We start from the raw sequence: 22,763 nt of genomic DNA on the forward strand, positions 1-22,763 counted from the left end.
TGGGCCGGGAACGCGAAACGCTTGGCGCTCAGGCGCCGTAGACCTCGTCCATGAAGGCCTTGAGCTGCTGCTGGTGCTTCGACATCAGGCCCGTCGCGGTGGCCGCGGAGGCGGCACGACCGGCATAGCGGGCGCGCGGCACCTTGGAGCCGGCCTGCTTGAGCACCCATTCGAGATAGGGCTCGACAAAGCTCCACGAGCCCATGTTCTTCGGCTCTTCCTGGCACCAGACGACATCGGCGTTCTTGAAGCGCGACAATTCCGCCTGCAGCGACTTCAGCGGGAACGGATAGAGCTGCTCGACGCGCATCAGGTAGACATCGTTGATGCCGCGCTTCTCTCGCTCCTCGAACAGGTCGTAATAGACCTTGCCCGTGCACAGCACGACGCGACGGATCTTGTCGTCCCTGGCGAGTTGCACATCGCCGATACCAGCCGCCGCGTCGTCCCACAGGATGCGATGGAAGCAGGAATCGGGGCCCATTTCCGACATCTTCGAGACGCAGCGCTTGTGGCGCAGCAGGCTCTTGGGCGTCATCAGGATCAGCGGCTTGCGGAAGTCACGCTTCAGCTGACGGCGCAGGATGTGGAAATAATTCGCCGGCGTGGAGCAATAGGCGACCTGCATGTTGTCTTCCGCGCACATCTGCAGGAAACGCTCCAGGCGGGCGGAGGAATGCTCCGGACCCTGGCCCTCATAGCCGTGCGGAAGCAGGCAGACGAGACCCGACATGCGCAGCCACTTGCGCTCGCCCGAGGAGATGAACTGGTCGAACACGACCTGCGCGCCGTTGGCGAAATCGCCGAACTGCGCTTCCCAGAGCACCAGCGCATTGGGCTCGGAGAGCGAGTAGCCGTATTCGAAGCCGAGCACGGCCTCTTCCGAGAGCATCGAATTGATGACCTCGTAATGCGCCTGGCCCTCGCTGACATGGTTGAGCGGGGTGTGGCGCTGTTCCGTTTCCTGGTCGAGCAGGACGGAATGACGCTGCGAGAAGGTGCCGCGCTCGACATCCTGGCCCGACAGGCGCACCCGGTGGCCTTCCCTGACCAGCGATCCGAAGGCGAGCGCCTCGGCCGTGGCCCAGTCGACACCCTCGCCGGTATCGATCATCTTGCGGCGATTGTCGACGAAACGGCGGATGGTGCGGTGGATGTTGAAGCCCTCGGGCACCGTGGTGATCTTGCGACCGATATCCTCCAGCGTCTCCATCTCGATGCCGGTGGCGCCACGACGCGGATCGTCGCTGTCCTCCTTCACCGCCTTCAGCCCGGACCAGCGCCCGTCCAGCCAGTCGGCCTTGTTGGGCTTGAAGCCCTGGACGCTGTCGAATTCCTCATCGAGCCTGGCACGCCATTCGGCCTTCGCCGCGTCGATCTCCTCCTCGGTGATGACGCCTTCCCCGATCAGTTTCTTGCTGTAGATCGCCAGCGTGGTCGGATGCTCGCGTATGATCTTGTACATGCGCGGTTGGGTGAAGGACGGCTCGTCGCCTTCGTTGTGACCGAAGCGGCGGTAGCACAGCATGTCGATCACGACCGGCTTGTGGAAGCGCTGGCGGTATTCCGTCGCCACCTTCGCCGCATAGACCACCGCTTCCGGGTCGTCGCCGTTGCAGTGGAAGATCGGCGCCTCGACCATCTTGGCCACGTCTGACGGGTAGGGCGAGGAGCGCGAATAGCGCGGATTGGTGGTGAATCCGATCTGGTTGTTGATGATGAAATGGATCGAGCCGCCGGTACGGTGACCCTTCAGTCCCGACAAGCCGAAGCATTCCGCCACCACGCCCTGGCCGGCGAAGGCCGCATCGCCGTGCAGCAGCAGCGGCAGCACCGAATTGCGGTTCTCGCCGGTCTCGCCATGCTGGTCCTGCTTGGCCCGGACCTTGCCGAGCACCACCGGATCAACGATCTCGAGATGCGAGGGATTGGCGGTGAGCGAGAGGTGGACGTTGTTGCCGTCGAAGCTGCGGTCCGACGAAGCGCCGAGATGGTATTTCACATCGCCCGAGCCCTCGACATCGTCGGGGGCGAAGGAGCCGCCCTTGAATTCGTGAAACAGGGCGCGATGCGTCTTGCCCATCACCTGGGTAAGCACGTTGAGGCGACCGCGATGGGCCATGCCCAGCACGATCTCCTTCACACCGAGATTGCCGCCGCGCTTGATGATCTGCTCGAGTGCCGGGATCAGCGATTCCGCGCCGTCGAGACCGAAGCGCTTGGTGCCGGTATATTTGAGATCGAGAAATTTCTCGAAACCCTCGCCCTCGATCAGCTTGTTGAGGATCGCCTTCTTGCCGCGCGCGGTGAATTCGATCTCCTTGTCGGGCCCCTCGATGCGTTCCTGCAACCACGCCTTCTCGACCGGGTCGGAGATATGCATGAACTCGACGCCGAGCGTCTGGCAATAGGTGCGCTGAAGGATGGCGAGGATTTCGCCGATCGTCGCGAATTCGAGCCCCAGCACGTTGTCGAGGAAGATCTTGCGGTCGTAATCGGCTTCGGTGAAACCGTAATGCGCCGGGGAGAGCTCCTCGTCATTGACGCGCTTCTCGAAACCCAGCGGATCCAGATTGGCATGCAGGTGGCCGCGCATGCGGTAGGCGCGGATCATCATCAGCGCATGCAGCGAATCGCGCGTGGCCTGCTGCACATGCTCCTCGGTCAGCGCGACGCCCTTGGCCTCGGCCTTGCCCTTGAGCTTTTCGGCAACGGTCTTCTCGATCTGTCCCCAATTGCCGTCGAGGGCCGAGACGAGTTCGCCATTGGCCGCGATCGGCCAGTTCTCGCGCTTCCAGGAGGCGCCCTGCGCGTTCTTGGCGACGATGGCGCTGTCATCCTTCAGCGCACCGAAGAAGGCCTGCCATTCGGCATCGACCGATTTCGGATCCTTGGCGTAGCGGGCGTAGAGATCCTCGATATAGGCGGCATTGGCGCCGTCGAGGAAGGAGGTCTGGAGGAGCGCTTCGTTGACGTCTTGGCGTGCCATGGCTTGTCCGTCCGAGGGGCCGCCGGGGTGTTCGTTGCCGGAGGCCGTGGCGGGGCCGGGTCGCGGCCCCTTCGAGGGTTTGATCGAGCCGTCGTCTTGCGGGCCGATTCAGGCGATATTCGGTCCGGTCGCGCCCGAATCCTGTTCGGATCAGGCGCGACCGGAGATTTGGGCGCATCAGCCCTTCAGAAGCTCAGAGAGCGTGGTGCCGAGCCGCGCCGGGGAGGGCGAGACCTTGATGCCGGCTGCTTCCATCGCCGCGATCTTGTCTTCCGCGCCGCCCTTGCCGCCGGAAATGATCGCGCCCGCATGACCCATGCGACGGCCCGGAGGCGCCGTGCGACCGGCGATGAAGCCGACCATCGGCTTCTTGCGACCGCGCCGGGCTTCGTCCGCAATGAACTGCGCGGCTTCCTCTTCCGCCGAGCCGCCGATCTCGCCGATCATCACGATCGACCTGGTGGCGTCGTCGGCGAGCAGCATTTCGAGCATGTCGATGAACTCGGTGCCCTTGACCGGATCACCGCCGATGCCGACCGCCGTGGTCTGGCCGAGGCCTTCATTGGTGGTCTGGAACACGGCTTCATAGGTGAGCGTGCCCGAGCGCGAGACGATGCCGACCGAGCCCGGCGAGAAGATGTTGCCCGGCATGATGCCGATCTTCGATTCGCCGGCGGTGACGACACCGGGGCAGTTCGGGCCGATCAGGCGCGACCTGGAGCCGGCCAGGGCGCGCTTGACGCGCACCATGTCCTGCACCGGGATCCCCTCGGTGATGCAGACGATCAGCGGGATTTCCGCGTCGATCGCCTCGCAGATCGCGTCAGCCGCGCCGGGCGGCGGGACGTAGACGACGGAGGCCTCGGCGCCCGTCGTCTCGCGGGCCTCGGCCACCGTGTCGAAGACCGGCAGGCCGATATGCTTCGAGCCGCCTTTGCCGGGCGAAACGCCGCCGACCATCTTGGTGCCGTAGGCGATGGCCTGTTCGGAGTGGAAGGTCCCGTTCTTGCCGGTAAAGCCCTGGCAGATGACCTTGGTGTTGGAATTGATCAGAATGGACATGGGATCGTCGATCTCTTCTTTCGTTCAATGCGATGCGAAGGGGTTGACCACCTTCACGTCGCCATAGCTCTGCGCGTGATTGAGGTCTTCGGAATAGAGGGTCGCGCAGCCCAGACGCTGCGCGGCGGCGATGATGGCTGCATCCCAGTAGGATACGAGATAGCGACGGCTGAGACGGAGGGCTGACCGCACCAGCTCCGTATCGACCGGAACGACGGGAAAGACGCTCAGCCTTTCGATCCAGGTCTCGGCTTCCTCGCGCGCCAGCGGGACAGCCGGTTTCTTGATCACGTTCACGTAAAACTCGGCGAGGACCTGAGCCGAGAGCCCGAAATCCGCTTTCTCCAGAAGATCCCAAGCCCGCGCCGCCTTTTCAGGAGCATCCTTGCGACCGGCAGCCGCATAGATCAGGACATTCGTATCGAGGAAGGTTTCAACGCGCATGGCTGTCCTCCCTGTCGAAGCGGAAATCGGGTCCGAGCCGTGCCTCGCTGCTTTCGCTGAGACGCTTGAGGTCGGCGATCGCGGATTGCGCGCGCTCCTGACCGCGAACGAGCGTTTCCAGATGCGCGCGCACCAATGCGTTGACACTGGTTTGCTGGCGGGCCGCATAGATGCGGACCTCCTCCAGAAGCTTCTCGTCTATGGCCAGGGTGATGTTCTTCATCGCCGGTCTCCGCATGCACACATAGTTACACATATTATGTGTGCATGCATCGTCCTCCTCAACCGCCGCGAACGGCGCTCACGATCTTCTGGGCGGCATCGTCGAGATCGTCTGCGGGGATCACGTTGAGACCCGATTCGCGGATGATCTGCTTGCCTTCCTCGACATTGGTGCCCTCGAGGCGCACGACGAGCGGCACCTGCAGGCCGACCGCCTTCACCGCAGCGATGACGCCGCGTGCGATCACGTCGCACTTCATGATGCCGCCGAAGATGTTGACGAGGATGCCCTTCACATTCGGATCGGCGGTGATGATCTTGAACGCTGCCGTCACCTTCTCCTCCGAGGCGCCGCCGCCGACATCGAGGAAGTTCGCCGGCTCTTCGCCGTAGAGCTTGATGATGTCGAGCGTCGCCATGGCGAGGCCGGCGCCGTTGACCATGCAGCCGATCGTGCCGTCGAGCGCGATATAGGCGAGGTCGTATTTGGAGGCCTCGATCTCCTTGGCGTCCTCTTCCGTCAGATCGCGCAGTTCCTGCACGTCCGGATGGCGGTAGAGGGCGTTGGAATCGAAGGAGACCTTCGCATCGAGGCAGCGCAGCTTGCCGTCGGTGGTGACGATCAGCGGGTTGATCTCGAGCATCTCCATGTCCTTCGAGACGAAGGCATTGTAGAGCTTGATGGTAAGATCATTGGCCTGCTTGGCCAGATCACCGCTCAGGCCGAGCGCCTTGGCGACCGCACGCCCGTGATGGGGCATGGCGCCGGTGGCGGGGTCGACGGTGATGGTGTGGATCTTCTCCGGCGTGTCATGGGCGACCTGCTCGATATCCATGCCGCCTTCCGTCGAGACGACAAAGGCGACGCGGCCCGTGGCGCGATCGACCAGCGCGGAGAGGTAGAATTCCTTCTCGATATCGGAGCCGTCCTCGATATAGAGGCGGTTGACCTGCTTGCCGTCCTCGCCGGTCTGCACGGTGACGAGGGTCTTGCCGAGCATCTGGGAGGCGAATTCCTTCACCTCGTCGATGGACTTGGCCAGGCGCACGCCGCCCTTCTCGCCCGCATCCGCTTCCTTGAACTTGCCCTTGCCGCGACCGCCGGCATGGATCTGGCTCTTGACCACCCAGAGCGGGCCGCCGAGCTCCTTCGCCGCAGCCTCGGCCTCCTCGGCGGAGAAGATCGCGACGCCGCGCGAGACGGGCGCGCCAAACTCCTTCAGGAGTGCCTTGCCCTGGTATTCATGGATATTCATGGAAATCCTCTTTCATCAGCTGAAACGAGAGCGGCGCCACCGGGGCGCCGCGCTGCATTCCGCAAAGATCACTTCGCAAGTTCGGGATTGATCTTCTTGCAGGCATCGACGAGGCCGGTGACGGAGGCCACCGACTTCTCGAACATGGCTTTCTCGTCGGCGGCGAATTCCACCTCGACGATGCGCTCCACACCATTCTCGCCGATCACGATCGGCACGCCGACGAACAGGCCGTCGACACCGTATTGACCGGTGAGATGCGCCGCGCAGGGCAGGACGCGCTTTTTATCCTTGAGATAGCTCTCCGCCATGGCGATGGCGGAAGCAGCCGGCGCGTAGAAGGCCGAGCCGGTCTTGAGCAGGTTGACGATCTCGCCGCCGCCCTTGCGGGTGCGCTCGACCATGGCGTCGAGCTTCTCCTGCGTGGTCCAGCCCATCTTGACCAGATCGGGGAGCGGGATGCCCGCCACCGTCGAATAGCGCACCAGCGGCACCATGTCGTCGCCATGGCCGCCGAGCACGAAGGCCGTGACATCCTGCACCGAGACGCCGAATTCATCGGCGAGGAAGTGGCGGAAGCGCGCCGAATCGAGCACGCCGGCCATGCCGACGATCTTGTTGGCGGGAAGCCCGGAGAACTTCTGCAGCGCCCAGACCATGGCGTCGAGCGGGTTGGTGATGCAGATCACGAAGGCGTCGGGGGCGTAGGTCCTGATGCCCTCGCCGACGGCCTGCATGACCTTGAGATTGATCTCGATGAGATCGTCACGGCTCATGCCCGGCTTGCGTGGCACGCCGGCGGTGACGATGACCACGTCTGCGCCCGCGATGTCGGCATATTCCTGCGCGCCCTTGTATCTGGCGTCGAAACCGTCGACCGGCGCGGATTCCGCGATGTCGAGGCCCTTGCCCTGCGGGATACCTTCGGCGATGTCGAACAGGACGACGTCGCCCAGTTCCTTCAAGCCGACCAGATGAGCCAGGGTGCCGCCGATCTGGCCGGAACCGATGAGCGCGATTTTCTTGCGTGCCATGAGGACATGAACCTCGTTGTGTTGACCTGTTCGGGGAGCCGGACGCACATCATCGCCGCCTGCTCCGGTGCGGGCCTCTTTGACTCATTCATTGCCGGGGTTCAAGGCGTTGAAACCCCTAACAGTTCCGGTATCGGCGCGGCATCCGCCGCCGGAGTCTGGGGTAATTGCCAATCGACCATGCGCAAAAACGCCTTTTTCAAAGCGACTTACCGCACATGCGCGGTGCGGTTACAGGGGGCTTGCAGGGCGCGTCCGAGGTTTTACGGAAAAATGAGACAAATGACGATTTTTGTCATTCTTATAGTCCGGTTCACACCTGACCCACCGCGAGGCTGCGCAGAACCACCCGCAGCATGACGTTGAGGCGCTCGTCGAGCACCGCGCGCGGCACGCGCACATCGATGCGCACCATGGCCGGATTGACGAATCGCTGCACGGCATCAATCACGAAGGCGATCGCCCGGTCGCGGTCACGCGGGTTGAACACTTCCGTGGTGACGCCCTCGTCGATCACCCGCTCGAGCAATCGCAGCTGCCGGGTGCGGTGCTTGCGGGCAATGTCGCGCGAATGCTCCACCGCCGCCACATAGACGTCGAAGACATGGGCGTTGCGCTCGGCGCATTCGCGGTATTGCCGGGCAATGGCGAGGACGAAGCGCTCCAGCTTGTCGTCGGCGGGATCGGGACTGTCGGCAATGTCGCTGAGCGAGGCCTCGACCTCCTTGAGCCATTGACCGGCGACGGCATCGATCAATTCGGCCTTGGACGGAAAGTAGCGGTAGACGTTGGCATGCGTCATCCCCGCTTCTTCCGCGACGCCGACCACGGTGAGCCGGCGGGCGCCGAATCGGCCCAGATGCTCTGCCGCGACCTGCAGCAGACGCGTCTCCGGCGAAACGCGCCGTGTGGCCGGGCCGGCAGGATTGGCGAGCGGTGTGGCAAGCGGGCTCATGATCTCTCCTTAGCGCGCCGGCGCCCGCAGGCCAATCCCGGGCGCGCCTTCTGCCGCGACGGGCTTTGCGCTCAAGCCTGACGCAAGCCAGCGCACCTAGTCTCCGGTCAGATCGAAACCGGGAGGCCTTTCCGTGGAAGCGATACACCTGTTTTCTCTGGCGTCGCGGCGTAGCGAATGGCTGTCGGTGCGCCAGGCCACGATCGCCGAGAACGTCGCGAATGTCGACACGCCGGACTATCGCGCCAAGGATGTGCAGCCCTTTCGCGAGGTGATGGATCATACCCGCCTGCAGATGGCGGCGACCAGCCCGTCGCATCTCGAACGCGATGGCCGCGCCCGCCAGACGCGCACCGACAAGGCGGATTCCTGGACCATCACCCATTCCGGCAACAGCGTCAGCATCGAGCAGGAACTGATGAAATCCAGCAGCGCGGCGCGGGAACATTCGCTTTCCACCAGCATCGTCAAGTCGTTCCACCGCATGCTCATGACAACCGTGAAAGGATAAGGCGATGATGGATCCGCTCGCCGCGATTTCGCGCATTGCCGGCTCCGGATTGCAGACGCAGTCCAAACGCCTGCAAATCATTTCCGAGAACCTCGCCAATGCCGAATCGACCGGCTCCACCCCCGGCGCTGACCCGTTCCGGCGCAAGACCATCAGCTTCAAGAGCGAGATGGATCGCCTCGTCGGCGCGGAACTGGTCGGTATCCGCAATGTCGGCACGGACCGCTCGCCGTTTCGCATCGAGCACGATCCCGGCCACCCCGCAGCCGACGAAAACGGCAACGTGAAGAAGCCGAACGTCAACATGCTGATGGAAATGGCCGATCTGCGCGAAGCCAACCGCTCCTATGAAGCCAATCTCCAGATCGTCAAGAAAGCCCGCTCGATGGTCAACGCCACCATCGACCTGTTGAGGAACTGATCATGATCGACGCCCTCGCCAGCCTTCCCGGCGCCGCCGGGCTCGCCGCACCGACCTCCGGGGTCGAACGCAAGGCCGCCACCGCGCTTACGGGTTTCACCCAGCAGCCCCAGCGTACCGATTTCTCGCAGGTCCTGTCTCAGGTCGCGCGCGACGGCGTGAGCCGGATTCAGGCCGCCGAAGCGACGTCGCTCCAGGGGCTGCAGGGTCAGGCCTCGGTGCAGCAGGTCGTCGAGGCGGTGATGAGTGCGGAGCAGACGCTCAACACCGCGATCGCGGTGCGCGACAAGGTCGTGCAGGCCTACCAGGAAATCAGCCGGATGCAGATCTGAGGAGGATCGGACCATGCGCGCCCTCGCCATCGCCGCCACGGGCATGAACGCCCAGCAGATGAACGTCGAAGTCATCGCCAACAACATCGCCAATATCAACACCACCGGCTTCAAGCGCGCCCGCGCCGAGTTCACCGATCTGCTCTACCAGGCGGAGAAGCTCCAGGGTGTGCCGATGCGCGGCGGCCAGGCGGCCGTCCCGGAAGGCGCCCAGATCGGGCTCGGTGTGAAGGCGGCGGCCATCCGCAACCTGCATATGCAGGGCGCATTGACCAACACCGCCAACAAGCTCGACCTCGCCATCAACGGCCAGGGCTGGTTCCAGGTTCAGGGGCCGGAAGGCGAGATTCTCTACGCCCGCGCCGGCGCCTTCAACACCAATGCCGAAGGCCAGCTCGTCACCATCGAGGGCTATCTCGTGGAACCGGCCATCGTGGTGCCGGAGAATACGGTGGACGTTGTCGTCAACGAGTCGGGCCAGGTCTTCGCCCAGATCGGCGGTCAGATGCAGCTCGAAGAGCTCGGCCAGTTGACACTCGCCAATTTCGCCAACGAGACCGGCCTCGAGCCGCTGGGCAGCAACCTCTATCGCGAGACCGTCGCCTCCGGCCAGCCCGTGATCGGCGCGCCGGGCGATCCCGGCTATGGCAGTCTTCATCAGGGCTATCTGGAGAGCTCCAACGTCGATCCGGTGAAGGAAATCACCGAACTGATCTCGGCCCAGCGCGCCTACGAGATGAATTCCAAGGTTATCCAGGCTGCCGACGACATGGCCGGCACGGTCTCCAAGGGTATCCGCTGATGCGCGCGATCGGGACCATGAATCGAGGAGCTGAGCGATGATCCGTGCGTGTCGTCAGGCCGCAACCGGGCTGCGCAGGACAGGTGCCGGTGCCGTGCTCACGACCCTCCTGCTCGCCCTGGCGGGCAGTTCCGCCGCGCTGGCCCAGAACGGCGGCAGCCGGGCCATGCCGGTGACCACCATCACCGTCTATCCCGGCGAGACCATCAAGGAGGGTGTCATCGAAATGCGCGAATTCTCCGCCCATGTGCTCGATCGCGCCCCTGCCGTTGCCGATCCTCCCGCGCTGATCGGCAAGGTCGCGCGCCGGACGCTGCTTCCCGGTCAACTCGTGCCGCGCAATGCGATCGAAGAGCCGCGTCTCGTCGAACGCGGGCGTTCGGTCCAGGTCGTCTTCGCCGAGGCGGGGATGACGATCATCGGCATCGCTTCGGCACTGGAGGCGGGTTCCGCCGGCGAGCGGGTGCGTGCGCGCAATCTCGACAGCGGCGTCACCATCGTCGGCACGGTCCAGCCCGACGGCACGTTGCGGGTCGGAGAATGAGAATGCATGAACGATTTGCCGTACTTCGCGCAGCCTGCGCAGCGCCCGCCCGTGAACGCTTGCGGCGGTGCGCGATGCTGCTCGTCGCCGGTCTGGTGCTCGCGCTCGGCGATCCGCTCGCCGTCGCCGCCGACCAGGTGCAGCGGGACGGGACACGGATCAAGGACGTGACCACGCTCAAGGGCATGCGCGACAACCAGCTTGTCGGCTACGGCCTCGTGATCGGCCTGCCCGGCACCGGCGACACAATGCGCAACTCGCCCTTTACCGAGCAATCCCTGCGCTCGATGCTCGACCGGATGGGCATCAATGTCGATAACACACTGCGCGCGCGCAATGTCGCGGCGGTCGTCGTCACGGCCAATCTGCCGCCCTTTGCCGGTCGCGGTGCGCGCATCGACGTCTCCGTCGGATCGCTGGGCGATGCTCGTGCACTCAACGGTGGTACGCTGGTGGTCACGCCGCTGATGGGCGGCGACGGGCAGGTCTATGCCGTGGCACAAGGCGCCGTCTCCGTCTCCGGATTCGAGGCGGCGGGGGATGCCGCGCTGGTTGCGCAGGGTGTGCCGACCGCCGGGCGCATCGCCAACGGCGCGCTGATCGAGCGCGAACTGCCCGACCAGTTCCGCGACATGCGCAGCCTGCTCCTCGAATTGCGCAACCCGGATTTTCGCACCGCCGTTTCCATCGCCGACGCGATCAATGACTATTCGCTGGCCCGCTGGGGTGAGCGTACTGCGGTGGAGCGTGATTTCCGCACGGTTTTCGTGCGCCAGCCCGAGCGGATCAGCCCGATGCGCTTTCTCGCCGAGATCGGTGAACTCGCGATCACGCCGGATACCCCGGCGCGGGTGGTGATCGACGAGGGGACCGGTACGGTCGTGATCGGCCAGAACGTGCAGATTTCCACCGTTGCCGTCACCCATGGCAATATCTCGGTGCGCATTACCGAGCGCCCCTTCGCCGATCAGCCCAACCCGCTGAGTCTCGGTGAGACGGTCGTGCTGCCCGATACCGAAATCGAGGCGCAGGAGGAGGGCGGTCAGCTCGCCATCATCGGCGGTGCCGATCTGCAGACGCTGGTGCGCGGGCTCAACCAGATCGGGCTCAAGCCGATGGGCATCATCGCCATCCTGCAGGCGATCAAGACGGCAGGTGCGCTTCAGGCGGATCTTGTGGTTCAGTGATGCCGTGAGGCATTACGGCGCCGCTTCAGCTCTGCTCAGGCGGCGTTTCCATCGCCGCCTGGGCCGCGACGGCGCCATCGCCGATGGTCACGCCCTTGTCGCGCACCAGAGTCGGCTTGGGGATGATCTCGGTGATCTCGACCTGGATGCGTGTGCCGGTCACGATGATGTGGCCGCGCGCGATCGGGTGATCATTGGCGAGGATCTCGACCTTGTCGTCATCGCTCTGGTCCAGCTCGATCACGGCACCGCGCCCCATGCGCAACAGCATGTGTACCGGCATCTGCCGGCGACCCAGCACGACCTTGAGATCAACATTGAGACCATCGATACTCGGCACGTCTACCCCACCCGTTTCCTGCTTCCGGCGATGGACGTCCCTTGTGGACGTTCCCTGCCGCGTGCCTTAACTAGAAGCGCTCAGGCAAGTCCAACCTGATCAGAACAGGGTGAACCATTGGTTAACACGCGCGCCGATGCCGCCGCTTCCTTCCTGCCGCAAGCAGGCTCGCCCCCGATCGACTGGGTGGTGAGCGAGGGGCTCGTCGATTACCAGCAGGCGGTTACGGCGATGGAGGCGCGTGCGGCGCGAATCGCTGCCGGTGAGGCGCGCGAATGCATCTGGCTGCTGGAGCATCCGCCACTCTACACAGCGGGCACCTCCGCCCGCGAGAGCGATCTCGTCGCGCGCGAGCGCTTTCCGGTCTACGCCTCGGGGCGGGGCGGGCAATATACCTATCACGGGCCCGGCCAGCGCGTGGCCTATGTCATGCTCGATCTGAACCGCCGCACGCCGGATCTGCGCCGATACGTCTCGGCGCTGGAAGCCTGGCTGATCGGGACGCTGGCCCGGTTCAACATTCGCGGCGAGCGCCGCGAGGATCGCGTCGGTGTCTGGGTGCGCCGCCCCGACAAGGGCCCGAGCGTCGAGGACAAGATCGCCGCGATCGGCATCCGCGTGCGCCGCTGGGTCAGTTTCCACGGCGTGAGCCTGAACGTCGAACCCGATCTCGATCATTTCACCGGCATCGTCCCCTGCGGCATCACCGAACACGGCGTCACCAGCCTCGTCGATCTCGGCTACCCGGTGACGATGCCGGAGGTCGACGCGGTCATGCGCGCGCAATGCGAAGAGATTTTCGGGGCTACTCTGTCAGTGCAGGCGAATTGAGGGGGTGGGCCGGTTTGGGTCCGACGCTCGATGTTGGGACAATGCCGGGTGTTTCGCGCAGAACCGCTTCTCCGACGAGTGCATTCTCGAAACCACGAAGCGGGAGATTAAGGCCGATCAGCATGTAGCGCTGATCTTCCTCGTTTGCGGCCGCAGGCGGTGCTTCGATTACCCCCTCGTCAACGAGCTGCCGAACGAGTGCGCCATAAATTTCATTCACGTCGATCTCTGCATTGCGAATGCGCGCTTCCGTCATCCCTTTCCACGCAAGATCCCAGGAACGTCGCCCAAAGTCATGCGCTTGGGTAAAGAAGAGACTTCCCGGGGCACCCCCCAGCGGTTCTGCGTCATCGGTCGCCGCCGCCGACTCCAGTGAAACAGGGGCGATCAGATCCAGAAGTTCGATGCGCGCGACTCGATGCGAGCGAGAAACACCGTCGATGAAACGGGTTATCTCTTTGACGGTCGCTTCGTCGGCTTGTTCGAGATCAACCAACGGCAACCGATAAAAATGAAGTGGAGCATCCGGCTTGGTGCCCAGACCGGCAGTGTAGAGCGCCGCCTCCAGGGCCAAATTCTCGGACGGTTTGCTCAACTGGACATGCTCGCGCGGCATATACCAAAGAATTCCATCATTTGAGGACTGGAAGTTGTCCGAGGCATGTGCAGGCGCGTTGCAAGCAATGGCAAGAGCGAATACCAACCCCGCGCGCGATAGCGGTGTTGTGCAATTTTGGGTGACCGGCATCAATGTCGCGATACCCATTTTCCAACGGCCTCCAAGTCAACTCAAAGCGATCTTCCCCAAGCTCAGCATCAATATGGGCAACGCGCTTCCTGCAATCAAGAGTGTCAGTGGGCCGCGTCTCGTCAGGCTTCGAGCGATGACGTAGCTATAAACAACCAAAGCCGTCAAAATGATGACGATGAACGCACAGAGAATTATCGAGCCGCTCTCCGAGCGGAACAGGCCGAAATATGATTCTGCTCCAACGAACAGTGGAACGACACCCGTCGCTGCTGCAGGCGATCCGACCGGTGCAAAACCGTGACCGTATCCGAATACGATGATCAAGGTAATGAACAACCCGCCGGCGAAGGCGAAGCCCATCCGCTCTTGGAATGTTTTCGGAATTGTATCGCGATCTTCCTTTGGCAATGCCCTGTCGACCAACCGGTTGATTACCTCTCCGAAGGCATCTGATAATCCAGCCACCACTCGCCATCCATGTCCGAATCGCATCGGCTTGAGTATAGCTATTTATAATTGAATTTTCTAGAAAATACGCCTCTCTAATCCTTCCCTGGCCGCCTCCCGAAATCCGGGGCGTCCGTCTCCTGGCCGAGATCGATGATCGAGCGGCGGATGGAGCGGGTGCGGGAGAACAGGTCGTAGAGCGCGTCGCCGTCATCCCAGCGGATGGCGCGGGCAAGCGCGGCGAGGTCTTCGTTGAAGCGCGAGATCATCTCCAGCACGGCTTCCTTGTTGTTGAGGAAGACGTCGCGCCACATGGTCGGATCGGAGGCCGCGATGCGGGTGAAGTCACGGAAACCGCCGGCGGAGAACTTGATCACCTCCGACTGCGTCACCTGCTCGAGATCCGCCGCCGTGCCGACGATGTTGTAGGCGATCAGATGCGGCACGTGGCTGGTGATGGCGAGCACCAGATCGTGATGCGGCGCGCTCATGAACTCGATGCGCGCGCCCATGCCTTCCCAGAATTCCTGCAACCGCGCGACCGCGGCCGGATCGACGCCATAGGCCGGCGTCAGGATGCACCAGCGCTCATGGAAGAGCGTCGCAAAGCCGGCATCCGGGCCGGATTGCTCGGTGCCGGCGACCGGGTGGCCGGGGATGAAATGCGCATGCGCCGGCAGATGCGGCTCCATGCTTGCCACCACCGCGCCCTTGACCGAGCCGACATCGGTGACGATCACGCCCTCGCGCAGGCTGGCCGCCATCTGTTTCGCAACCGGCCCGCAGGCGCCGACGGGCACGCAGAGGATGACGAGATCGCAGCCCTTCACGCCCTCGGCCACATCGCTGAAGATCGCATCGGCGAGGCCGAGCGCATCGACCCGCGCGGCCACTTCCGTGTCACGGTCGATCGCCACGATGCTGCCGGCGAGGTTCTTCTGGCGCACGGCATGGGCGATCGAGGAGCCGATCAGGCCGATCCCGATGATCGCCACGCGCTCGAAGAGCGGTGTTTCGAGCGGGTCGCCGAGACGTTCAGGCATGGACAGGCGCCTCCGCGTGCATGAATTCCGTCAGCGCGTTGATCACCAGCCGATTGGCTTCCTCCGTGCCGATCGACAGCCGCAGCGCATGCGGCAGGCCGTAACCTTCCATGCGGCGCAGGATCAGCCCGCGCGCGGTGAGATATTCATCGGCCTCGCGCGCGGTGCGCCCCGGCATGTCGGGGAAATGCACCAGCAGGAAATTCGCCACGCTCGGCGTCACGGTGAGGCCGAGCCGGGCGAGGTCGCGGGTGAGGATCTCCAGCCAGGTGTCGTTATGCGACACGGCCTGCGCGACATGCCCGTCATCGGCAATGGCCGCAGCGCCGGCGGCGAGAGCGGCGGCGTTGACGTTGAAGGGCGGGCGGATGCGGTTGACGATATCGACGACATGCTCCGGCGCCACCATCCAGCCCAGACGCAGGGCGGCGAGCCCGTGGATCTTGGAGAAGGTGCGCGTCATCACCACGTTCTCGCTGGTCATGACCAGTTCGAGCCCGGCAGCGTAATCGTTGCGACGCACATATTCCGCATAAGCCGCGTCGAGCACGAGCAGGACCTGCGGCGGCAGGCCCGCATGCAGGCGCTTGATCTCGTCGAAGGGCAGATAGGTACCCGTCGGATTGTTGGGATTGGCCAGGTAGACGATCTTGGTGCGCGGTGTCACCGCCGCCAGAATGGCATCGACATCGGCGGTGAAATCCTGTTCCGGCGCGATCACCGGCACGCCGCCCGCCGCCAGGATGGCGATACGGTAGACGAGGAAGCCGTGGGTGCAATAGATGCCCTCGTCGCCCGGATTCATGTAGGCATTGGTGACCATGGCCAGCAATTCGTCCGAGCCGTTGCCGCAGACGATGCGGGCGGGATCGAGGCCGAATTTGTGGGCGATGGCGTCGCGCAGGGCATTGGCGCCGCCATCGGGATAAAGCGCAAGCTTGCCCATCACCGCCTCCGCCGCCGCGAGCGCCTTCGGCGAAGGGCCGAGCGGGGTCTCGTTCGAGGAGAGCTTGTGCACGGTCACGCCGGGAGGCGCCTTGCTCTTGCCGGGCGCATAGGCCTCGATCGACATCAATCCCTGGCGTGGTAACGGACGTGCGGTCATCGTCTTCATCTTTCGGCTTCAAGGCGCGATACGCCGTGATGGGCGCGCGTCTTCCTAGCGCAGCTTGCCGCGGATTTCACGCATAAAGCTGACGAAAACCCGGGCAAATCGTCCCGGTGGTGCGGGTATCATGCCACGACGCGGCTTGCTTCGTGTCCCGGCTTGGGTCATGACGGGCGCGAGCGGTACGAGAACCATGACGAGCGCAATTCCCGACGACCATCTGCCACGCGAACGCCTCGACGCCGTCGTCGACAGGCATGCCGTGCTCACCGCGACTCTGGCCTCCGGCCCGGATGCCGAGACCTTCGTCAGGCTTTCACGAGAACTCGCCGAGCTCGAACCGGTGGTGGAGGCGGTCAGGGCCTACCGCGCCATCCGCGAGGAGCTCGACGGCGTCGAGGCGCTGCTCGATGACCCGCAGACCGATCGCGAGATGCGGGCCCTGGCCGAGGAGGAGCGCGGCGCGGCACGCGCGCGGCTCGCCGAGGCCGTGCAGAATCTGCGGCTGCTGCTGCTGCCGCGCGATGCCGCCGACGAGAAAAGCGCCATTCTCGAAATCCGCGCCGGTACCGGCGGCGATGAAGCTTCGCTGTTCGCCGGCGATCTCTACCGCATGTATGCGCGCTATGCGGAATTGCGGGGGTGGCGGATCTCCGTGATCGCGGCGAGCGAGGGCACGGTCGGCGGCTACAAGGAAATCATCGCCCAGATTTCCGGGCGCGGCGTCTTCGCGCGGCTGAAATTCGAAAGCGGCGTGCATCGGGTGCAGCGCGTTCCCGATACGGAAGCGGGCGGGCGCATCCACACTTCGGCTGCCACCGTGGCGGTCCTTCCGGAGGCGGAGGAGGTTGATTTCGCGCTGGATGAGCGTGAGTTGCGGATCGATACGATGCGCGCCGGCGGCGCGGGCGGGCAGCATGTCAACCGAACGGAATCGGCGGTGCGGATCACGCATGAGCCGACCGGAATCAGCGTCGTTGTCCAGGCCGAGCGTTCCCAGCACAAGAACAAGGCCCGCGCCATGGAGATCCTGCGCGCGCGCCTGTTCGACCGTGAGCGCAGCGCGCGCGAATCCGAGCGGGCGGCGGATCGGCGCTCCCAGGTCGGCTCCGGCGATCGTTCGGAGCGCATCCGCACCTACAATTTCCCGCAGGGGCGCGTCACCGATCACCGCATCGGCCTCACGCTCTACAAGCTGCCCGAAATCCTCTCCGGTGAGGCGCTCGGCGAAATCCTCGACGCGCTGATCGCCGAGCATCAGGCTGCGCTTCTGGCCGAGGCCGGGCTATGATGGCCATCGCACCGGGGACCGGGATGGCGCAGGCGCTGCGCGCGGCCCGGGCGGCGCTTTCGGTCCCCGGTATCGAGGATCCGGCGCTCGATGCGCGCATCCTGCTCATGGAAGCCACCGGCTGCGATGCCACGGCCCTCGCCCGCGATCCGCAGGCGCCGATCGATGCCGTTGCGGCGGCGCGACTCGGGGCCTGGATCGCGCGGCGGGCGGCGGGGGAGCCGGTCTGGCGCATTCTGGGATATCGCGAATTCCGGGGGCTGCGCTTCGCCCTCACCCCCGACACGCTGGAGCCGCGTCCCGATACGGAAGCGCTCGTCGAACTTGCCCTGCGCCAGGCGACCCCGGACGCGCGAAAGAAGCGTTTTCTCGATCTCGGCACCGGTAGCGGCTGCATCCTGCTCGCGCTCCTGTCCGAAAGCCCGGACGCCTTCGGTGTCGGCAGTGACTGCGCGCATGCGGCGCTCGTGACGGCCCGCGCCAATGCCCGCGCCCTCGGTCTGGCTGATCGCGCCGCCTTCATCCAGGCCGATTGGGCGGCGCCCTTCGCGCTGGCGACGCCGGACGGGGGAGGGGGTTTTGACCTGATCGTGTCCAACCCGCCCTACATTCCCTCCGCCGAGATTGCCGGGCTCGCCAGGGAGGTGTCGGGCTTCGATCCGCACAAGGCTCTGGATGGCGGGGATGACGGGCTCGGGCCTTACCCGTCGATATGTCGCGCCGCGATGCAGATCCTGCGCCCGGGCGCTGCCCTCGTTCTCGAACATGGTCATGATCAGGAGAGGGCTGTGCGCGGGATCGCCGAATCAGTCGGACTGGTCTTTGCGGGGAGCGAAAGGGATCTCGGCGGTGTGCTCCGTGCCCAGGCTTTCACCCGTCCCGTCTGAACCATAAATTGGTCGACACAATCAAAAGTTTACGAAATAGTGGGAAAATCATGCAAATAATGCTTGGCGTATGCGGGTCGAGCGGTTAGTTTGCAAGGCGAAACGTGATGAGCCCGGCACTGGATGGCCGATGCATCGGGCCCCGTGGGGCAGGGCTCGCGTTTTCTCGCCGCAGCAAGGTGGCTCACCCGGCGGCACAAGGAACCCGACATACCAGATGGTCGTCCGGAGCCTATCCCGGTCGAAGCCGCCGGATGACGGATGTTCGCTCGGACGATGGTGGGAATCCCGTCCGGCGTTTTTCTCTCGCACGTGATGTTGCACTGGCACGGTTCGATGGATTTGCACGAAACAGTGAACTTTCACGCGAATACGGGCGTGCACGGCATACCGGATCCGGCATGCCGGCGTCGCGAGAGTGTGGCATCGCAAGAGATGAAGGTCGAAGTGAATCGATGAGACCAGGACAGAACAGACGCATGCGCGGACGCAGCCGTAGCAAGGGCCCCAATCCGCTGACACGCAGCTACGAGTCGAACGGACCGGATGTGAAGGTGCGCGGCACCGCCCAGCACATCGCCGACAAATACGGCCAGCTCGCGCGTGATGCGCAGGCCAGCGGGGACCCGGTCGCGGCGGAAAATTATTTCCAGCATGCCGAGCACTATCTGCGCATCATCGCCGGGGCACAGGAGAACCTGCGTCAGCAATACGGCAACGGTCGCTCCGACGACGATGATGACGATGATGACGATTCGAACGGCTACACGCATGGTTACGCCCAGCCCGACCGCAGCAGTCAGCCTCAGCGGGTTCAGCCGGAAGAGGTCGATCCCGGTCAGCAGCCGCAGCCGCCGAGCTTCGATCCGCGCGCTGAACGCCAGCCTGATCGCGGTTTCCAGCCGCGCGGGCGCGGGGATCGCCGCGAGCGCTTCGGTCGCAACCAGCAGGACAACCGTGGTAGCGACGACAGAGAGGCGGATTCGCGTGATGAGGCCGGGCAGGCCCGCGCCGTGCAGGATGCTCCGGTTGCCGGCGAGGATGCGGGCGAACGGCCCGTCCGCGGTCGCCGTCGTCCCGCCCCGCGGCGTTCCGACGAAGTCGAGCAGCCCGCTCTGCCCGATTTTCTGATGAAACCCGTGAGTCGCCCTCCGGAACCGGAAGCGGATGCCGTCCATGACAACGATGCCGGCGACGAAAAGCCCAAGCGACGTCGCGCCGCGACGACGACCCGGCGCACCACCCGCAAGGCTGCGACGGAGGGCGGCGAGTCCGGCGAGGAGGCACCGGTGAAAAAGCCCGCAGCCGCAGCACGGAAATCGCCGCGCAAGGCTGCTTCGGCTGATGCGGGTGCAAATGACGGCGGTTCCGGCGATGGCGCCTCCGACAAGACCGCAGCGGAATAAGGCGTCCGCGCAGTCGCCCCCGGCGGATCCGTCCCGTGCGGGCTGATTGGACGCTGCGCGCTCTGTTCGCACGGGCGCGTAGCCGGAACATGGCCGATGCCCTGTGCGACGCTTCCCGCCGTCAGGTGCTTTCGTTCGCCATCCGCGTCAGCTAAGCTTTCCCCATGAAACGCCTGATCCTGCTCCGCCACGCCAAATCCGACTGGCCCGCCGGTCTCGACGATCTCGATCGCCCGCTCAATCCGCGCGGGCGCGAGGCAGCGCCGCGTATGGGACGTTATCTGGCCGATGAGGGGCTGCTGCCGGACCTCGCCATCGTCTCGCCGGCCAGCCGCACCCGCGAGACTTTCGATCTCGTGGTGCAGGCGCTTCGCGAACAAGCCGGTGAAGAGCCGCCGATACGGGTGGACCGGCGGATCTATGAGGCGCCGCCCGAACTGCTGTTGCAGGCCGTACGCGAGACCGACGATGCGGTGCGCACGCTTCTGATGGTCGGCCACAATCCCGGTACGCAGGAACTCGCCCGGCTGCTCACCGGCTTCGGCGACCGTTATGCCTTTTCGCGCCTGACCCAGAAATATCCCACCGCCGGCCTCACCGTGCTCGATTTCGACATCGAGAGCTGGCGCGACGTATCGCAGCGTGAGGCGCGGCTCGACCGTTTCGTCACGCCCAAAGGCCTTGACGCAGGCCTCGATACCGGCATGGGAGACGGCTGAGGCCGGTTTCGGTCAGATATTGTCCGGATCGGGACGCTGCATCCAGCGGATTACCGGCATGATCGGGATGATCCAGGCCAGGCCCAACGCGGCGTAGGAGATCACCTGGATGACCTGCGGCGCAGCCATGATGCGGCTTTCCGCGATCGCCATGGCCACGGGGCCATAGAGCATGACGAAGGTGATGATGGCGATCGTGCCGATGAATTTGCGGGTACGTTGCGTCATGAATGATCTGTCCGGCCTGTTCGGATCGAACCGCGAGCGGGTGCGGCGAAGCTGTGCCTAGCAGCTTCGCGATGAAAACTCTATGTGTACCGGGTGATCAGCTTATCAAGGGCGCCGGCGCCGGCGAACCGGGTTTGGAGAGGGCAGATGGCGGCAGGAGATTCAGCAGGCGAAAACATGCGTGACCGGGGGTTCTTCCCGGGACCGGCATTCGTCCAGGGGCCGGCATTCTTGCCGGACAGGGCCGTGCGCGCCTGGATCTGGACGCTGGTGGGTTTCGTTCTCGCCATGGTGACCGTCGGTGGCGCCACCCGGCTCACCGGATCGGGCCTGTCCATCACCGAATGGGCGCCCGTGACCGGCGCGATCCCGCCCTTGTCGGAAGCCGCATGGCTGGCCGAATTCGAGCGTTATCGCCAGATCGACCAGTATCGCCTGCTCAATCAGGGCATGTCGCTGGCGGAGTTCCAGGTGATCTATTGGTGGGAATGGGGGCATCGCCAGCTCGGGCGCGCACTTGGCTTCGTCTTCTTCCTGCCGCTGATCTGGTTCTGGCTCAGGAGCCGCATCACCACCGGCTTCGCGCTGACGCTGATCGCGATCGGCGCGCTCGGCGGCATGCAGGCCTTCGTCGGCTGGATCATGGTCGCTTCCGGGCTGGAAGAGGGGATGATCGCAGTGGCGCCGATCAAGCTGATGACGCATCTGATGCTGGCCAGCATCATCCTCGTCGCGCTGACCTGGATCGCGACCGGCCTGCGCTCCGGCAGGGTCGAGCCGACGCCGCGCGCGGTCGCGCTCGGCGCTTACGGGCTTGTGGGCGTGATTCTATTCCAGACGGCACTCGGCGCTCTGGTCGCCGGATCGCGGGCTGGCTGGACCTACAATACCTGGCCGCTGATGGACGGCGTCTTCATTCCGTCGATGGCGGTGCTTTTCCCGCTCTCGCCCTGGTACGCCAACATTTTCGATACTGTCGCGACGATCCAGTTCAACCACCGCATGGTGGCCTATCTGCTCGTCGGCTACGCGCTCTGGCACGCCTGGCGCGTGGGGCGGCTGGCACCGGGGACGGTGCATCTGCGCCATGCCCGGATCATGGCCGGGCTGGTTCTGGCGCAGGTGGTGCTCGGGATCGTCACGCTGCTGCTCGCGGTGCCGCTCTGGGCAGGGCTGGCGCATCAGGTGTTTGCGATGCTGCTTCTGGCCATGGCGGTCGTGCATGCCCGCATCGCCCGCGATGCCGCACCGGCGCGGCGCCGCGTCGATACCGGTCAGCCGCTGCCCGTGGGCGGGGCTCAGATCTCGCCGTGACGGGCGATCAGCGCCTCGGCCTCGTCGATATCCTCGGGGCTGTTGGCGTTGAAGAACGGATCCACCGGCGTGACCGGCCAGGCCGCATGGGCGACGCCGTGGCGCGCCGTCCAGCGGTCGATCTTGCGCATATCCTCCACGACGAGCGCATGGCGCAGATCGGCGCGCAGAGCCACGCTCCACAAGCCATTCACGGGATGCGTACGCCCATCGCTCTCGGCACAGGCAAGCGGCACCCCGGCTGCTTCGCGCGCCGCATGCAGCCGTGAAACGTAATCGCGCGGCAGGAATGGCGTATCGGCGGCGACCGAAGCCACGTACGCGATTTCGGGGTGCTGCGCTGCCACATGATCGAGCGCGGCGAGGATGCCGGCCAGCGGGCCGGCGAAATCGGGGATATCGTCGGCCACGACCGGGAGCCCGGTGAAGCCGAAGCGCTGTGGATCGCCATTGGCGTTGAGGATCAGCGCGCCGCATTGCGGCCTCATCCGCTCGATCACGCGGGCGAGGATGCTGCGCCCGCCGATCTCGCGCAAAGGCTTGTCCCCGCCACCCATGCGCCGCGCGAGGCCGCCTGCGAGCAGGACGCCGATGGTTTGCGGATGCGCGTTCGCGCTCATGATGTCTCCGGTTGCCTGT

At 64.7% G+C, this 22,763-nt stretch carries 26 protein-coding genes; 12 read left to right on the plus strand and 14 right to left on the minus strand.

All coding sequences use genetic code 11. The features are described 5' to 3' along the window. Positions 1–28 precede the first annotated feature (28 nt). From GA0071312_RS08855 to GA0071312_RS08885, 7 genes are all read right to left on the minus strand, one after another. Positions 29–2,989, minus strand: coding sequence for a 2-oxoglutarate dehydrogenase E1 component (locus tag GA0071312_RS08855; protein WP_074444665.1), 2,961 nt, complete (start codon positions 2,987–2,989; stop codon positions 29–31). Positions 2,990–3,166: 177 nt separating this feature from the next. Next, positions 3,167–4,051 carry a succinate--CoA ligase subunit alpha gene (sucD, locus tag GA0071312_RS08860; RefSeq protein ID WP_074444666.1) on the minus strand — a complete coding sequence of 295 codons (885 nt, stop codon included), beginning with the start codon at positions 4,049–4,051 and terminating at the stop codon, positions 3,167–3,169. A 24-nt stretch (positions 4,052–4,075) separates the two neighbouring features. Beyond that, on the minus strand, positions 4,076–4,495 hold the full coding sequence (locus GA0071312_RS08865) for a PIN domain-containing protein (protein WP_074444667.1): 420 nt from the start codon (positions 4,493–4,495) through the stop codon (positions 4,076–4,078). Continuing rightward, positions 4,485–4,718 carry a DUF6364 family protein gene (locus tag GA0071312_RS08870; RefSeq protein ID WP_074444668.1) on the minus strand — a complete coding sequence of 78 codons (234 nt, stop codon included), beginning with the start codon at positions 4,716–4,718 and terminating at the stop codon, positions 4,485–4,487. Before GA0071312_RS08870 ends, GA0071312_RS08865 begins: the two co-directional genes overlap by 11 nt. Positions 4,719–4,776: 58 nt before the next feature. After that, positions 4,777–5,973, minus strand: a complete 1,197-nt coding sequence (gene sucC, locus GA0071312_RS08875; RefSeq protein ID WP_074444669.1) for an ADP-forming succinate--CoA ligase subunit beta — start codon at positions 5,971–5,973, stop codon at positions 4,777–4,779. A gap of 68 nt (positions 5,974–6,041) precedes the next feature. Further along, the gene (gene mdh, locus GA0071312_RS08880) at positions 6,042–7,007 is read right to left on the minus strand and encodes a malate dehydrogenase (protein ID WP_074444670.1); all 966 of its coding nucleotides are present in this window, start codon (positions 7,005–7,007) and stop codon (positions 6,042–6,044) included. Between the two features lie 313 nt (positions 7,008–7,320). Then, positions 7,321–7,962, minus strand: coding sequence for a TetR/AcrR family transcriptional regulator (locus GA0071312_RS08885; protein ID WP_083204455.1), 642 nt, complete (start codon positions 7,960–7,962; stop codon positions 7,321–7,323). A 133-nt stretch (positions 7,963–8,095) separates the two neighbouring features. Here GA0071312_RS08885 and flgB point away from each other — a divergent pair, with 133 nt between their 5' ends. The 6 genes from flgB (at position 8,096) to flgI (ending at position 11,759) form a co-directional block, all read left to right on the plus strand. Further along, on the plus strand, positions 8,096–8,473 hold the full coding sequence (gene flgB, locus GA0071312_RS08890; protein ID WP_074444671.1) for a flagellar basal body rod protein FlgB: 378 nt from the start codon (positions 8,096–8,098) through the stop codon (positions 8,471–8,473). Positions 8,474–8,477: 4 nt separating this feature from the next. Then, on the plus strand, positions 8,478–8,894 hold the full coding sequence (gene flgC, locus GA0071312_RS08895; RefSeq protein ID WP_074444672.1) for a flagellar basal body rod protein FlgC: 417 nt from the start codon (positions 8,478–8,480) through the stop codon (positions 8,892–8,894). A gap of 2 nt (positions 8,895–8,896) precedes the next feature. Next, a complete protein-coding gene (gene fliE, locus GA0071312_RS08900) occupies positions 8,897–9,226 on the plus strand; it encodes a flagellar hook-basal body complex protein FliE (protein WP_074444673.1) in 330 nt (109 codons plus the stop codon). 13 nt (positions 9,227–9,239) lie between these two features. Next, on the plus strand, positions 9,240–10,028 hold the full coding sequence (gene flgG / locus GA0071312_RS08905; RefSeq protein ID WP_074444674.1) for a flagellar basal-body rod protein FlgG: 789 nt from the start codon (positions 9,240–9,242) through the stop codon (positions 10,026–10,028). 37 nt (positions 10,029–10,065) lie between these two features. Continuing rightward, a complete protein-coding gene (flgA, locus tag GA0071312_RS08910; RefSeq protein ID WP_083204456.1) occupies positions 10,066–10,572 on the plus strand; it encodes a flagellar basal body P-ring formation chaperone FlgA in 507 nt (168 codons plus the stop codon). Positions 10,573–10,646: 74 nt separating this feature from the next. Next, on the plus strand, positions 10,647–11,759 hold the full coding sequence (flgI, locus tag GA0071312_RS08915; RefSeq protein WP_074444675.1) for a flagellar basal body P-ring protein FlgI: 1,113 nt from the start codon (positions 10,647–10,649) through the stop codon (positions 11,757–11,759). Positions 11,760–11,784: 25 nt separating this feature from the next. Here flgI and GA0071312_RS08920 read toward each other — a convergent pair whose 3' ends face one another. After that, positions 11,785–12,099: a FliM/FliN family flagellar motor switch protein gene (locus tag GA0071312_RS08920; protein ID WP_074444676.1), complete on the minus strand. Its 315-nt coding sequence runs from the start codon at positions 12,097–12,099 to the stop codon at positions 11,785–11,787. Positions 12,100–12,216: 117 nt separating this feature from the next. On the opposite strand from GA0071312_RS08920, the gene lipB reads away from it, so the two are divergent. Continuing rightward, positions 12,217–12,930: a lipoyl(octanoyl) transferase LipB gene (lipB, locus tag GA0071312_RS08925; RefSeq protein ID WP_074444677.1), complete on the plus strand. Its 714-nt coding sequence runs from the start codon at positions 12,217–12,219 to the stop codon at positions 12,928–12,930. On the opposite strand, the gene GA0071312_RS08930 is transcribed toward lipB, so the two are convergent. The 4 genes from GA0071312_RS08930 to hisC all read right to left on the minus strand — a co-directional run bounded on the left by GA0071312_RS08930 (position 12,905) and on the right by hisC (position 16,276). Next, positions 12,905–13,696: a hypothetical protein gene (locus GA0071312_RS08930; RefSeq protein ID WP_131817758.1), complete on the minus strand. Its 792-nt coding sequence runs from the start codon at positions 13,694–13,696 to the stop codon at positions 12,905–12,907. The two genes, lipB and GA0071312_RS08930, sit on opposite strands and share 26 nt — an antisense overlap. 18 nt (positions 13,697–13,714) lie before the next feature. After that, on the minus strand, positions 13,715–14,146 hold the full coding sequence (locus GA0071312_RS08935; RefSeq protein WP_131817759.1) for a hypothetical protein: 432 nt from the start codon (positions 14,144–14,146) through the stop codon (positions 13,715–13,717). A 77-nt stretch (positions 14,147–14,223) separates the two neighbouring features. Next, positions 14,224–15,171: a prephenate/arogenate dehydrogenase family protein gene (locus tag GA0071312_RS08940; protein WP_074444680.1), complete on the minus strand. Its 948-nt coding sequence runs from the start codon at positions 15,169–15,171 to the stop codon at positions 14,224–14,226. Then, positions 15,164–16,276, minus strand: coding sequence for a histidinol-phosphate transaminase (gene hisC, locus GA0071312_RS08945; protein WP_074446034.1), 1,113 nt, complete (start codon positions 16,274–16,276; stop codon positions 15,164–15,166). Before hisC ends, GA0071312_RS08940 begins: the two co-directional genes overlap by 8 nt. Positions 16,277–16,472: 196 nt before the next feature. Here hisC and prfA point away from each other — a divergent pair, with 196 nt between their 5' ends. The 4 genes from prfA (at position 16,473) to GA0071312_RS08965 (ending at position 20,582) form a co-directional block, all read left to right on the plus strand. Further along, on the plus strand, positions 16,473–17,570 hold the full coding sequence (gene prfA, locus GA0071312_RS08950) for a peptide chain release factor 1 (protein ID WP_074444681.1): 1,098 nt from the start codon (positions 16,473–16,475) through the stop codon (positions 17,568–17,570). Beyond that, positions 17,567–18,457, plus strand: coding sequence for a peptide chain release factor N(5)-glutamine methyltransferase (gene prmC, locus GA0071312_RS08955; RefSeq protein WP_074444682.1), 891 nt, complete (start codon positions 17,567–17,569; stop codon positions 18,455–18,457). The genes prfA and prmC overlap by 4 nt, the downstream gene beginning before the upstream one ends. Before the next feature lie 479 nt (positions 18,458–18,936). Continuing rightward, entirely contained in the window at positions 18,937–19,863 is a 927-nt protein-coding gene (locus GA0071312_RS08960) for a DUF4167 domain-containing protein (RefSeq protein ID WP_074444683.1), read from the plus strand. Positions 19,864–20,027: 164 nt separating this feature from the next. Next, positions 20,028–20,582, plus strand: coding sequence for a SixA phosphatase family protein (locus GA0071312_RS08965; protein ID WP_074444684.1), 555 nt, complete (start codon positions 20,028–20,030; stop codon positions 20,580–20,582). Between the two features lie 12 nt (positions 20,583–20,594). On the opposite strand, the gene GA0071312_RS08970 is transcribed toward GA0071312_RS08965, so the two are convergent. After that, positions 20,595–20,810 (minus strand): DUF2842 domain-containing protein, encoded by a 216-nt coding sequence (locus tag GA0071312_RS08970; RefSeq protein WP_074444685.1) that lies wholly within the window; start codon positions 20,808–20,810, stop codon positions 20,595–20,597. Positions 20,811–20,987: 177 nt separating this feature from the next. Between GA0071312_RS08970 and GA0071312_RS08975 the strand changes: the two genes are divergently transcribed. Next, on the plus strand, positions 20,988–22,124 hold the full coding sequence (locus GA0071312_RS08975) for a COX15/CtaA family protein (RefSeq protein WP_083204458.1): 1,137 nt from the start codon (positions 20,988–20,990) through the stop codon (positions 22,122–22,124). Here GA0071312_RS08975 and mobA read toward each other — a convergent pair. Then, on the minus strand, positions 22,109–22,744 hold the full coding sequence (gene mobA / locus GA0071312_RS08980) for a molybdenum cofactor guanylyltransferase MobA (protein ID WP_074444686.1): 636 nt from the start codon (positions 22,742–22,744) through the stop codon (positions 22,109–22,111). The two genes, GA0071312_RS08975 and mobA, sit on opposite strands and share 16 nt — an antisense overlap. Between the last annotated feature and the right edge of the window lie 19 nt (positions 22,745–22,763).

The sequence above is a fragment of the Saliniramus fredricksonii genome (assembly GCF_900094735.1).
Lineage (GTDB): Bacteria > Pseudomonadota > Alphaproteobacteria > Rhizobiales > Beijerinckiaceae > Saliniramus > Saliniramus fredricksonii.